The organism is Facklamia sp. P13069 (assembly GCF_050409405.1).
Taxonomy (GTDB): Bacteria; Bacillota; Bacilli; order Lactobacillales; family Aerococcaceae; genus Facklamia.
Map to the genome: position 1 here is coordinate 1 of NZ_JBNUPN010000002.1, position 12,796 is coordinate 12,796.

12 protein-coding genes are annotated in these 12,796 nt (G+C 34.2%); 1 reads left to right on the forward strand and 11 read right to left on the reverse strand.

What is annotated here, in order from left to right; genetic code table 11:
- Nucleotides 1–154 precede the first annotated feature (154 nt).
- The 6 genes from ACQV2T_RS00740 to ACQV2T_RS00765 all read right to left on the reverse strand — a co-directional run bounded on the left by ACQV2T_RS00740 (nucleotide 155) and on the right by ACQV2T_RS00765 (nucleotide 5,717).
- Nucleotides 155–331 carry a hypothetical protein gene (locus ACQV2T_RS00740; protein ID WP_428881823.1) on the reverse strand — a complete coding sequence of 59 codons (177 nt, stop codon included), beginning with the start codon at nucleotides 329–331 and terminating at the stop codon, nucleotides 155–157.
- A gap of 514 nt (nucleotides 332–845) precedes the next feature.
- Entirely contained in the window at nucleotides 846–1,781 is a 936-nt protein-coding gene (locus ACQV2T_RS00745) for an excalibur calcium-binding domain-containing protein (protein ID WP_428893103.1), read from the reverse strand.
- A 210-nt stretch (nucleotides 1,782–1,991) separates the two neighbouring features.
- Nucleotides 1,992–3,194, reverse strand: coding sequence for a M20 metallopeptidase family protein (locus ACQV2T_RS00750; RefSeq protein WP_428873662.1), 1,203 nt, complete (start codon nucleotides 3,192–3,194; stop codon nucleotides 1,992–1,994).
- Between the two features lie 12 nt (nucleotides 3,195–3,206).
- Entirely contained in the window at nucleotides 3,207–4,316 is a 1,110-nt protein-coding gene (locus tag ACQV2T_RS00755) for a M20/M25/M40 family metallo-hydrolase (protein ID WP_428893104.1), read from the reverse strand.
- A 13-nt stretch (nucleotides 4,317–4,329) separates the two neighbouring features.
- Entirely contained in the window at nucleotides 4,330–4,995 is a 666-nt protein-coding gene (locus ACQV2T_RS00760) for a hypothetical protein (RefSeq protein ID WP_428893106.1), read from the reverse strand.
- A 20-nt stretch (nucleotides 4,996–5,015) separates the two neighbouring features.
- Nucleotides 5,016–5,717: a DUF5058 family protein gene (locus ACQV2T_RS00765; protein WP_428881830.1), complete on the reverse strand. Its 702-nt coding sequence runs from the start codon at nucleotides 5,715–5,717 to the stop codon at nucleotides 5,016–5,018.
- A 191-nt stretch (nucleotides 5,718–5,908) separates the two neighbouring features.
- On the opposite strand from ACQV2T_RS00765, the gene ACQV2T_RS00770 reads away from it, so the two are divergent.
- Complete coding sequence (locus tag ACQV2T_RS00770; RefSeq protein ID WP_428884788.1) at nucleotides 5,909–6,832, forward strand: LysR family transcriptional regulator; 924 nt, start codon at nucleotides 5,909–5,911, stop codon at nucleotides 6,830–6,832.
- Nucleotides 6,833–6,896: 64 nt separating this feature from the next.
- Here the strand turns inward: ACQV2T_RS00770 and galU are convergent, their stop codons facing one another.
- Genes galU through ACQV2T_RS00795 form a run of 5 tightly spaced genes read right to left on the reverse strand, consistent with a single transcriptional unit; the run spans nucleotide 6,897 to nucleotide 12,796 of the window.
- The gene (gene galU, locus ACQV2T_RS00775; RefSeq protein WP_428893138.1) at nucleotides 6,897–7,769 is read right to left on the reverse strand and encodes a UTP--glucose-1-phosphate uridylyltransferase GalU; all 873 of its coding nucleotides are present in this window, start codon (nucleotides 7,767–7,769) and stop codon (nucleotides 6,897–6,899) included.
- A 26-nt stretch (nucleotides 7,770–7,795) separates the two neighbouring features.
- Nucleotides 7,796–9,298, reverse strand: a complete 1,503-nt coding sequence (locus ACQV2T_RS00780) for an oligosaccharide flippase family protein (protein ID WP_428893107.1) — start codon at nucleotides 9,296–9,298, stop codon at nucleotides 7,796–7,798.
- Entirely contained in the window at nucleotides 9,282–10,733 is a 1,452-nt protein-coding gene (locus ACQV2T_RS00785; RefSeq protein WP_428881833.1) for an O-antigen polysaccharide polymerase Wzy family protein, read from the reverse strand. The genes ACQV2T_RS00780 and ACQV2T_RS00785 overlap by 17 nt, the downstream gene beginning before the upstream one ends.
- Nucleotides 10,733–11,746, reverse strand: a complete 1,014-nt coding sequence (locus tag ACQV2T_RS00790; protein WP_428881835.1) for a glycosyltransferase family 2 protein — start codon at nucleotides 11,744–11,746, stop codon at nucleotides 10,733–10,735. Before ACQV2T_RS00790 ends, ACQV2T_RS00785 begins: the two co-directional genes overlap by 1 nt.
- A gap of 24 nt (nucleotides 11,747–11,770) precedes the next feature.
- Complete coding sequence (locus ACQV2T_RS00795; RefSeq protein WP_428893108.1) at nucleotides 11,771–12,796, reverse strand: sugar-transfer associated ATP-grasp domain-containing protein; 1,026 nt, start codon at nucleotides 12,794–12,796, stop codon at nucleotides 11,771–11,773.

Below are 12,796 nucleotides of genomic sequence, written 5' to 3' on the forward strand. Positions count from 1 at the left end.
AAAGTAAAAAATAGAGTTGAGGCCTTCGGCCATCAACCCTATAAATTATAGAACCTGATTTTTTCATTAGTCTTCCTCCTTGAATTTTGACATGAAAAAAACGGGCCGAAAGCTAAGGAATATCCTTACAATCTAGCCCGTCTAGCGGTTCTGCTTAATTCTTATTTTTATTTTTATTTTTCTGAGTTACCTGCGCTTCTTGAATGGTTACACTATCGGATGGAAGAAATTGAATCTTGGTTTCAATTCCTTTGCTAACAATAACAACCGTTTTCTGTTTCAAATCGAGCTCACAGACTTTCTTGTTCCTCGAATTCCTTATTTCGAGCATCCGAATCCTCCTACTATATTCAATTGAGTCCATGTGATGACTCATAGTTTCTCATCACTTTATTCAAAACACAACTTATATGATAAATGGCTTATAACAAAACAAAATAGCAAATTAAAAGACAACTAAGCGATTCTTTTTCTTATAGCTATAGGTAGCAGGCTCCCCCTTCCTCAGATTTATTGTTAAATGTTGATCAACAATTTGAATTATACATATTTTTAAAGCCTTTGCAATACTCTTAAGTTTAAAATTTTTAATAATTGAAATTTTTATTTAAAAAAGGGCCTCTTTTCCTCACTCTAAGCCGATATCATACTCTTATTAAAATAAAAACATATATTTAAGATGATATAAGCAGAAGTGTGAAGAAAAGATAGTAGCTTTGACAATCGGTTAAAAGTTGACAAAATTTTAAAAAATTATAAAAAGTTGCTGACTAGAAAATAAAAGAGCCAATAGCTCGGATCGCTATCAGCTCTGAGGGGCAATAGTCAAGATTTAGCGTTCAGCTTTACTCGCAACCAATACCATCATTATCTCGGTCTAAGTGTGGACCATATCCAGGTTGTCCACGATAGACGGGAGCGGCTCCTGCTTGACGGGCAATGGTACAGTTCGCATAATAAACATTTTGCTCTGGGGCTGGTTCTGTATTAGTGTCAACAGGTTCTTTTGACACTACTGGCGCTGAAACTTCTTCCGTTTGATTAATGTATGAATTATTAGATTCTTGCGTTGGATGGGATGGGTTATTTTTGCTCGGTAATTCAAATAAAGCATTTGCTTTTTGAGTATTATCGGCTTGAGAAACAACGACTTGACCCGTTTGTGTATTTTTAATCACTTCAGGGAATTCGGCATTGGCTAGAAACTGATTGGAGTTATCCTCCCAAACATAATAACGATTTTTGGCAGCATAGTCTTGGGATTGAACAAGAACATCTAAGTATCCATTAGCCATTTCTGCTTCTTTTGTTTGGTCGAGTTGGATCACTGAGTAGCCTTCTGTTAAGAGAATTTCTTGCACTAATATGCCATCTAACCATAGGTTTGCCGCATAATCTTCTTTTTTAACCGATTCATCTTGGAGATCTTCTTTTTCAACTTCAAATAATTCTAATTCGACCTTGTCAGCATCTTTCATCAATTCTTCTAAGCGCTCTTTAGCTTCTTGGGCATAGGCTTCATCTTTTTCTTCTTCTGGTGAGAGGATATGCAGTAAGTTAAACGTCATAAGCTTGTCCTTATCACTCTTTAAGCTGGCTTTCATGGTATTGGCCGAAAGAACCTTATATTTGTCCACTTCTTCAAAGTTTGATTGGTCTTCTCTTTCAGCAAAGACCACATAGCCTAACTCTTCCTCATTGACTTCTGCACTTACCCACGTATTAAAGAAAAGACCTGAAGTCAATAAGCCGACAGTGGCTGCTAGTAACCATTTTTTCATTGTATGCTCTCCCTTATAATTGATAGTTAATGTTAATAATTATAACATAAAAAAAGAGCTATTTTCTATATCAAAAGCGAATAATCATGGTGTAAAACATCTTGTGTAAACTTAAAAATGCTCCTTGTATAGAAAAAGAGGCCCATGTCTTGTAAGATTAAGTTACGACAACTAAATCCCAAGAACATTGGAGGTCCTCTTTTAATCAATCTATTGTAAATAATCAAGGGTTGCTAAAATAAAGGCCTTAAAGGCTAAGATGAGCTTGCTTTCATCGATATCGAATTTAGAAGAATGGTGACCATGGAACTGGCCTTCAATCTCTCTTGGGTTGGCTAAAAATAAGAAAGTTGCTGGAAGCTCTTTACCATAATAGGCAAAGTCCTCAGCCCCCATTAAGGCCTCTGCTGATGGAATAATGTAATCATCGCCTAGTCCTGCTTGTAAAGCTTTAACAGTATCTAAAGTAGAGGCTTGATCGTTTACTAAGACGGGGTATTTATACTCATAAGACAGGTCAATTTTTACATCATAAGCGACTTCCAAACCTTTGGTAATCTTATTCATTCGCTGATGAACAAATGCTCTCAAATCATCATTTAAAGTCCTTACGGTGCCTTCAATGAAGACTTGATCAGGGATAATATTTTGATTAAAGCCCCCTTCAATATGGGTCACAGAAACGACTACTGGATCACTGGCTTTAATATTCCGACTCTTAATGGTTTGAAAGGCCATTATCAATTCAGCAGCCACTGTAATCGGATCTTTGGAAGATTCAGGATAACCGGCATGAAAGCCAAAGCCTTTGATTATAATCTGAAAACGATCCATCGAGGCCATCATAGGACCAACACGATAAGAAATATGACCCGGAGCAATTGCTTTATCTAAATGACCGATATGAAAACCTAATACCCGTGTTACATCCGGATTTTTAAGGACACCTTCTTGAATCATTGGCTCTGCCCCTCCGGGGTATTCTTCACCGGGTTGGAAGATTAGTTTAACCTTACCTCCAAATAAATGACGGTGATGGGATAAAAAGTCAGCGACGGCTAGAAGCGTAGCCGTATGTCCATCATGGCCACAAGCATGCATATTACCGTTTCTCGAAGCAAAAGACAAGCCCGTTTCCTCTTGGATGGGTAACCCATCCATATCGGCTCGAAGTCCCATTACTCGATCATTTGGACTCCCTTCTTTGCTTCCTTCTATGACGACAGCCAAGCCATTTCCGTTGACATAATGGTCTTCAACCGAAAGACCCATTCCTATGAGTTGACTGCGAACATAATCCACTGTCTTCGGCAAATCTAAGCCTAACTCAGGAATCTGATGTAAATCACGTCTCCATTGAATGATTTTTTTTTCGTATTGATCATTTCTTTCAAATAGTTCTTTGCTTGGCATTAAACCACCTACTTAACCTTTACTTAAATAATTGATCAACGCTTTAGTCGTTAGGATCATTTCATCCGTATCTAGGTATTCTTCCGTCGTATGAACCAGCTCCATTCCCACACCGACAATGGCTGAGTTAAAACCTTCTTCGGCAAAAAAGTTGGCATCCGATCCTCCACCGATAATTTGAGGCTCTGCTTTGACACCGACTGTTTCGTAGGCTGCGACAATTTCTTTGACGAATTTGAGGTCATCTTGACTGGCAAGGGCTGGGTAGTCACGACGCGTTTCGATGGTATAGTCGTTTGTATACTGCTGGATAATGCCTTCGTAGGCTTGTAATAATTGGTCGACCTTTTCTTCTTGATGCGAGCGGATTTCACCGGTAAAGATACAAGAATCTGGCACCACATTATTAGGGAAATCAGAAGTAATTTGCGACACATTGGCGGTTGTTTCGTCATCAATCCTTAAGAGCGGCATTTGGCTAATGACTTTGCTCGCTACTTGGATGGCATTAATGCCCTTTTCTGGTTCGATCCCCGCATGGGCCTTACGCCCTCCAATGGTGATCTCAAAGCGGTAACAAGTCGGTGCTTGGTAGGCGACCTTATTGGCCTTGCCGGCATTGTCAGCTACAATTAAGTTTTTAGCAGGATTGATATGCTGGTAGACACTTTCCCAATTAATATTCCGCGCACCTAACATCCCCTGCTCTTCACCGGGAGTGACGATTACATAAATATCTTGGTGACTAATCTGATGCTTAACAATGTATTCCACAGCGGTTAAAATAGCGGCCAGACCGGCCTTATCGTCCCCACCTAAGGTCGTCGTCCCATCTGAGGACCAAATATTGTCCTTTTTAACGATTTTTAAGTTTTTATTGGGCTGAATCACATCGGTATGAGCATTTAGTGACACGCCCTCGCCTTCTATGTCTCCTTTAATTTTCGCAAAGATAACTGGCGAATTGCCACCGTAGGTATGCTGGCTTTCGTCAAGATGAATCTCGGCACCAAGATTTTCAAGAAATTTAATGACATAATCTGCCATTTCTTTTTCCTCTTTAGAGGGCGAATGAATCATCAACATTTCTTCAAAAATTTCTAAATTACGTTGGCTAATCATAGTATACCTCCTATTAGTTTAATAGACCTTTTTCTAATTGTTTACGCGCAAATAAAATAGTAGTAAAGATAGATGTTAAAGTAATAACAAAAGATGGATTTCCTGGAATGAACTGAACAATGTAGATCATAACGGTTGAAATCAACAGTGCAAAAAGACCGGTCTTGTATGACTTGACCATAAATTGGCCAAAGATTGCCCCATAAATGCCTGGAATGATTAGCTCAAAATACTTCGCTAAGTCGGCAGGTAAGGTAGTAATCACCGTTTGTCCTAAAATGGTCGCAAAAATCACAAAGAAAACAGCCACATAGATGGATACAGCTAAACCGATTGTCCCCATCAAAGCCCCTTCATCTGTCCCTTGCTTGTAGCCTGAGGCTTCCGATGAAATGGCTGCGGCAGGAATCTTCATATTGACCCCATTACCTGATAACATGGTTAAATATAAGCCTGATGTACCAACAATTGGGAAGTAAGTTAAAGGTTCACTCAGATAGAAAGCTCCAGAAACAGTCATTTGTGAAATAGCTCCGGCGATGATGGCGGCAAAACCTGGATTATAACCAAAGACAAAGGTCATGGTTAGAGGGGGTAGTAATACGGCAATCACTCCCAAGACCATGGTTAAGCGACCAAAATTAGTTATACTTTTGGTGAATTTTTCATAGGCTCCCATTCTTTTTCCTCCTTATAGATCTATACAAAGAACATGCCACATAAAGCACCGGCAAACATGGCAATCGTTAGTGACCAAGACTTTAACCATTCGTATTGGTCGCTTAATTTTTGGCAGATAATCATAATCACTAAAGCCGATAAAGAAGCGACGGCGTAGGATGGATTGACATTAATTTTTACGACATTATTCATGACAAAGTAGGCAAAAGACCCTAACATGGCACCGACACTGACTGCTGGTAGTAAGGCTTTTTTTCCACCGGTCATAAAATCATTGATCATGTTCATGCGATGGCCAAAGAAGAAGGTCACAATTAGCCAAGGGATAACCCCTAAAGCCGGCGTCCATAAGGCATTGGCATACACCGTTGGATCCATCATTGGAGAGAGTTCTCCGCCTGCTGCTTGCGCACCAAAGGTGGCGGCCATGGTTTCATAGTTGGTACCTCCAATAATTGACATCCGCAAGGCTGAAACCGGCGCACCTAATGAGACAATCAAGGATAAAATACTCCCTACAATCCCTAAAGCCGGTCCAATACTGGCCATGGCTGCGACTCGTAGGCCTTTTTTAACGCGCTGTTGATCCATATTTAATTCTTTGGTTGCCTTCATCGCTTTCTTTAGGATGTAGGTCCCTTGAATCAACACTAAAGCAATACCAATTCCACTAACCAGATACATCAAAGGATGGTTGGCAAATTTTAGATGGTCTGACATACAGATTCCTCCCTATTAAATTTTAAAAAAAGACTTCAACTATGATAAACTTATTGAGAACCGTTCTCTTTTAAAGATAGCGCTTACATCTTTAATTAAATTTTACCATCATCCTCTAGCAATTAAAAATAGATGATAACAATACCACCTATCCTCATTTACTTATAATCAAACTATTAGGAGCTTAGACCATGGACATTCATCATATTCAATACATTTTGGAAATCGCTAAGACAGGTTCAATCAGCAAAGCTTCTCAAAATCTTTTCGTTTCACAACCCTATTTGAGTTCAATATTAAAAAGGTTTGAAGAATCGATTGGTTTTACTATTTTCGATCGTACTCACAAAGGGGTTCAACTAACGAATGATGGCCAGCAAGTTCTTAATGATTTGGAAAAACTCGATGCCCTTTATCAGTCAATTGAAACCAAATATCTAACACCGACTAATTACTTCTCTTCGCTTTCTATTTCTGCCAGGAGGTCTTCTTATATTGCTTTTGCAATCGCCAAAATGATCAACCGCCTGCAAGAGGAACATCATAACTTATCGATCAAATTTTCTGAAACAACCAACTTACAAGTCATCGAGGATGTTAATAGTGGCAATGCAGATATTGGTATTATTCGTTTTTATACGGAGAACAAGGAGCATTTTGAAAATCAATTAAAAGCGCGTTATATTGAGTGGAAGCAGCTTTCCTCCTTTCCTCGAGTCGTTCTGATTTCTCAGCAGCACCCACTGGCTAAAAAAGAGCATTTAGCACTTAAAGACTTAGAACCCTTTACAGAAATTATCCACGGTGATTTTGAATGGGATGATTATACTGAGGCCTATTTATGGCAGAAAAAAATTAATTCCTCAAAGAAATTAATCCAAGTTTATGAGCGAGGTTCACTGCTTGACTTTATCGCCACCATTAAAGGCAGTTACACTTGGACCACAGCTACCTACCCTACCATTCTGGATAAATACAAGCTAATTGAAAAAAGCGTCTTACCGAGTCATTCGGAATGTTTAGATTATATTATTTATAAGGCGAAGCTTGAAAAATCAGTCATCCTTAAACTAGTCGAAGAGAAAATCGATGAAACGATCCAATTATTTAATTAATAAGTAGGGCGAAAATAAAAATCCCTAGAGCTAACTTCAACTCTAGGGGGTTAATCTATTCATCTTATTCTTCCAACTTCTCTCGCATATACTGACGGATTTCCTCAGCGAATTCGCGGTGGAGGGCGAAGTCAATGGTGGTCTTAATAAAGCCGATTTTCTCCCCGACGTCATAACGAATGCCTTTGAAGTCATAGGCATAGACCGGTTCGACTTGGTTTAACATTTGAATGGCATCAGTCAGTTGGATCTCTCCGCCGGCGCCGACTTGTTTCTTGGCAAGAAAATCAAAGATCTTAGGCGTTAAAACGTATCTTCCCATAATGGCTTGATTGGAAGGGGCTGTTCCTTGCTTAGGCTTTTCAACAAAGGTTTTGACCTTGTATAAGCGCCCATCTTGTTCCAAGGGATCAATAATACCATAGCGATGGGTTTGGTCTTGAGGGACCGTCTGGACACCGATAACGGAGGAGCCGGTTAGATGGTATTCATCCATTAATTGTTGAATGGCTGGTTGATCACCCTCTTCTGATACCACAATATCATCACCCAGAAGAACGGCAAAGGGCTCATTACCAATAAAGCTTCTGGCGGTATAAATGGCATCGCCCAAACCTTTCATTTCTTTTTGGCGAATAAAGTAGACGTTCGCTAGGTTGGAGGCCTTTTGAACCGACTCTAACATAGCAATCTTCCCCTTGTTCATCAGGTCTAATTCTAACTCGGTATTCTTGTCAAAATGGTCTTCAATGGCTCGTTTAGACTTCCCTGTAATGATAATAATATCCTCAATACCTGCTGCCACTGCTTCCTCTACGATATACTGAATGGTCGGCTTATCAATAATCGGTAACATTTCTTTCGGCATGGCTTTAGTAGCTGGTAGAAAACGCGTTCCATAACCAGCTGCTGGAATAATGGCTTTACGAACTATTATTCATAATATTCATCCAAAATATTTATTTATCTTTTTACGAAGCCAACAAGATTTATAATTAGCTTTTTCTCATAATCATTCATAGTTAAATAACAATTGATTAAATAAAACGAAAGAAATAATACAAGCTTTAGAATAAAATTAAATAAAGAAAATTCATCAATTATTAAATTTATAAAAAACCCAACAAGCACCGAAGGTATTAAACGTATCGTAATAAATATAATTTCCTTCCAAAAACGGATAATATCTAATTTAACAATGGAATAATAATACCAATTTAAAATAAATCCACTTGTTATTAGCATTGTAATTCCCGTTGAAAGCGCAGCACCGAGCGCTCCCATATATTTAGATAAAACTAAAGTGGATAATATATTAAGAATTGCTGAGAACAAATATATTTTAGCTCGAAAACTATACTTATTAATTACTTGTAAAATATTTAAACCTATATGTTGAACAATATCTATAGTAAAAGGAATCATAACTATGAGTGCAATATAGTAAGATTCTTCAAAATTAGATCCAACCCAAATATGAATAAATTCTTTTCCAAATAACATAAACCCAATAACAATCGAAAACAATAAATAATAAGAAATCCTTCCAACTTTTATAAAAAGATTAGACATTAATTGTATTCCATCACTCTTCTGATTCAATCTTGATAGTTCAGGATAAAAAACTGTAGATGCTTGTATCCCTATTAGCATGTAATTATAGTAAATTTGAGAACCAATTGAATATACAGCGACGATAGTAGGTGAAAACATACTACCTAATATTAACTGATCAGTTTTCCAAAAAATCTGATCAGCTATACTAGATAACAATATGCTAGTTGAAAAAAACAACATACTCCTTAATAAAGTAGGATTAGAGATCTTTCTAGGAATAGTAATCCTTATATGTTTTTTGAAATATAAATATCTAAAAAGACATAAAATTAAATTTATGCATAACTGAATAACCACTATTGTAACTGCATATGGAAAGATTTTTAAAAAAAATGAATACATCAGAGGTTGAATAAGTTTTGAGACGATTAAAATTAATCTCAGAAAGGTAAACTTTTCATAAGAGGTAATAGCAGCTAAATAAATTGAATTTGATAAAGAGAATATTAAGTTTAAAAAAAGGAGTATTATCATTATTAAACTTTCATTCATTTGACTATGTAATAATGATTCCTCATAAAAGAATTTAAATAACGTTAAAAAAAGAACACAAATTAGCACTAAAGCAAAAGATAAATATCTATTTATTTTTCGCGAAATTGATAAAACAATCTTCATATCTTGTTGACTTTTTTTGGCTACAGCTTGCGAAAAATATTTCAGTGTTCCTCCTGAAATACTTGTTTCAAAAATAGCAACGTATGAAATTAAAGCTCCTACAATTTGATAGACACCGTATTCTTCTTCACCAACAAATTTTAAAATTATAGGCACACTAATAAAGCTAACAAATATATGAGTTGCCATATATATATATGACAATGTAACCCCTTTAATTCTTTCTTTCATAGGAATTTCCTTTTAAAATTATTGATCTGTAATTATTCTTACTTAATATTTGCCCTAAATATTTTACAAACAAATATATGAACAATATGTATATCACATTGGTAAAGCTAAATGTACTTGATATAAAGGATAAGGCGGTAGATCTTGGTGCATAAAAAATTCTAGATAACATGAAAAAAGAGAAATATGACAAAACAATATTACGACCAAAGTTCATATCATTATATCTTAGTACTAGACCATAAATAATATTTATAAAATATACCCCAAATAATCCTAATGTGTGATAGGCCTCTGCAATATAATTAGAACCTAAACCTCGTCCTAATTTGTAAGTATAAGGTAATACTAAATATGATATAGAGTCTCCAAATGAATTTCCCCAAAAAGCTGATTCAATTGTTTGAGGTTTATAATAAGTAAAGTCAAAAAACATCTTGGTTATTTCATTGTATTTTAAAAAATCAATTATCGGTCCGAATAAATAAGGTTGATCAGGTAAAACATCTTGAAAGTATTTCCCATATTGAATAACAGTAATGCTAACCCCCTGATCTTTAAAGAAAGACAAGAACGATTCACTCAGATCAAAAGAAAGTGGCTCTCCATTTCTAAAGTTACTTATATTATATAAAAGCAATATAAGTAAAGGAAAAGATAAAACAGCTGTTATAACAAACTTTTTAGTAATCCATTTTTGATTGTCATCTATAATATTTCTTATTAATATATAGAAGAACACTATCATAACAGATAACATAAAATCTGTTCTCCTTCCAGATAATAAAGATACACTTCTTACTAATAGGAAGACAGTTGAAATAATCAATACATTTTTCTTTTTAGGAAATGTTGATAGATATAAATAGAAACTCATTATAAAAAATTGAGATAATCTAACCAATATACTGTTAAACGAACTTCCACCTCTCAAGTAAAGCGACTCATATGAGTTTTGAGAAACAAATTCTACATTTTCTCTTATTAGTAAGATCATAGGTATTAAACCAATTGTAAAGAAAATAATAGATATTAATCGAATGAGATTTAAAGAGTTGATATTTTTATTTGGAGCATTATTCTTTCTTTGAAAGTTGAAAATAGCATAACTTAAATAAACAGTAAATTGCGAAATGAGTAGTAGTATATAAGTGTGTAATAGAATATCTTCATTAAAATTGTATAAAGGTTCTTTTTTAATAATGTAACTAAGTATGCTCCCTCCATATAAAAATACAAACGAAGTTATTTGATAACATAATAAGCTAGGTTTTATATTTTTTATAAAAATTGAATAATAAGAGACCATTAACCACATTACAAAAGAAAAAAGAAAAACATATAAAGAATTTCTTAAAAGATAGGATGATATTCCAGCGAGAAAGACACTAGTGCATAAAATATTAAAATATAAATTTTTTCTATCGAAGTTCATTATAACTTCTCCTTCAACTTAATATACAAATATATAATCAAATAAAAATTACTTCTCAGTATCAGATAAGATATACCTATAGTTCTAAAACCTTTTGAAATATTAGTTAGCTCATTCATTTCTTTCATAAAAGAATCTACTATAATATTTTTTAATAATTTCTTTTTTTGTTTAAATTCTTTGACACTGAATATGATGTTTTCACATGCTAAATATGCATAAACATAAAATTTATAAGACAAATCTTCTTTAAGTAATATATCTTTCTTATCTACTGAAAATCTTATCAAATCTTTAAAGATTTCTTTAACGACATCCCAATAATTCTCTGTATATGTATGTGTAATCGAGGAATGAACTTGTCTGTAAACAGAAAACTTTTTACTATACATAACATACATATCATTGATATAGTAATGAACTTTAACTAAAAACTGAAAGTCCTCTGATCTATAAACATTCTCATCAAAAAACAAATCATTATCTATGATGATACTTCTTTTAATCAATCGAATGAAAAGATAAGATGGTACATTAAATTTAGTATTGGATCTAACCATTTTTTCCAAGAACTTTCTTGAGTCTTTAGAATTATAGTGCCCCTCTTTTATTTTAAAAGTCGTATTAATTTTATTGTTTTTTCCATCTATACTAAACCCGAAAATTATCATTTCAGGCAAATAATCATAGATAATTTCCTCTAAAGTCTTCAAAGAATAGTCCAGTAAATAATCATCCGAATCTATAAAATATATATATTCTCCTTTTGAATATTTAATTCCCATATTTCTTGCTGCACTAGGTCCTTGCTTTTTACATTTATAAACTTCAATTCTATCGTTATTATTAGCTAATTCTTCAGCAATTATTAAAGTATTATCCACAGAATTATTATCGATCAAAATTATTTCATAATTTGAGAAATTTTGTTTCGTAATACTATAGACAGTTTCCTGAATATATTTTTCGCTATTATACATTGGTATTATGATGCTAATTAAAGGACTATTCATTAAAACTGCTCCTAACTAAATCTTTTAATTAATATATTTTTTATAGTCTTCCCACTTTCCAATCTGATCCGGCATTTGAGTGATATCAGGATCAGAAGCACAGTTCCCCTCAATGATACAAATTGTTCCATCCTCTTTAATAGAGACATCCCAACCTATATATCTAATCTCAGGATTAATTAAGGCTGCATTTTTTACAGTAGCTTTTACTTTCGTCCAATAAGGTATATGAAATCCTATAATTTCTTTATGTGAATAGGGATGTACAATAAATTTTTCATTCAATTTATTAATACCTTGAGTATAAACAATACCAAGCTCGATATCTATTAAAGCTGCTATTCCTAGATGATGAAAATTATCTGTAAAGCCTTTACCAGATCCAGCCCTAAACACAGCATGTACTATTTCCACTTCTTCGTTATTAACCACCGTAACGAGTCTTATTGTGTTAACTGATGAAGGATTGAATTTTTTCATTTCGGAATGTTGATGGATGATTTCCTCAATTATTAAATTATTTTTTTTGAAATCCAAAAAATCATTAATTAGACTTTTACTCTCTTGACTTTTATATATACCTATACCGTTGCCACCACTTCCTACTTTGATCTTATAAATAAAAGTAGGATGTTTTTTTACAAAATCTAAAAATTCTTCTTCACTTGCAATACTAGTATCTAACCAATCACGTCCAAGAAAATTATCATATAATGAATTAAAATGACTTTTATCATCTATTAATTCATTGGTCAGACTTCCGTTAAACTTCTTCACCATATAAAGCCATTTCCTTCCAACAATAAAACGTTTACGATCATTATATTTTCGATAATAGAAATTATATTGAAAATAATCATTTATCCCAGCGCCTAGGAAAATTACAGAAAAAATAAAATCAACTGCAATATGCAGTCTCTTTAAAAAGCTCATTTCACTATCTATAAATCGATCAATCAATAAATTATATTTTTTAAAACGACTTCTTAAATATGAGATGCCTTTATCATCATTATATCCTGTAATTCTAATATGATCTTCGTTACTCAA

Coding starts and splice junctions, on each gene's coding strand:
- ACQV2T_RS00760 (WP_428893106.1), bottom strand. CDS start 4,995: ATGGGAGCCTATGAAAAATTCACCAAAAGTATAACTAATTTTGGTCGC.
- ACQV2T_RS00790 (WP_428881835.1), bottom strand. CDS start 11,746: ATGAATAGTCCTTTAATTAGCATCATAATACCAATGTATAATAGCGAA.
- ACQV2T_RS00745 (WP_428893103.1), bottom strand. CDS start 1,781: ATGAAAAAATGGTTACTAGCAGCCACTGTCGGCTTATTGACTTCAGGT.
- ACQV2T_RS00770 (WP_428884788.1), top strand. CDS start 5,909: ATGGACATTCATCATATTCAATACATTTTGGAAATCGCTAAGACAGGT.
- ACQV2T_RS00755 (WP_428893104.1), bottom strand. CDS start 4,316: ATGATTAGCCAACGTAATTTAGAAATTTTTGAAGAAATGTTGATGATT.
- ACQV2T_RS00780 (WP_428893107.1), bottom strand. CDS start 9,298: ATGAAAGAAAGAATTAAAGGGGTTACATTGTCATATATATATATGGCA.
- ACQV2T_RS00740 (WP_428881823.1), bottom strand. CDS start 331: ATGCTCGAAATAAGGAATTCGAGGAACAAGAAAGTCTGTGAGCTCGAT.
- ACQV2T_RS00765 (WP_428881830.1), bottom strand. CDS start 5,717: ATGTCAGACCATCTAAAATTTGCCAACCATCCTTTGATGTATCTGGTT.
- ACQV2T_RS00750 (WP_428873662.1), bottom strand. CDS start 3,194: ATGCCAAGCAAAGAACTATTTGAAAGAAATGATCAATACGAAAAAAAA.
- ACQV2T_RS00785 (WP_428881833.1), bottom strand. CDS start 10,733: ATGAACTTCGATAGAAAAAATTTATATTTTAATATTTTATGCACTAGT.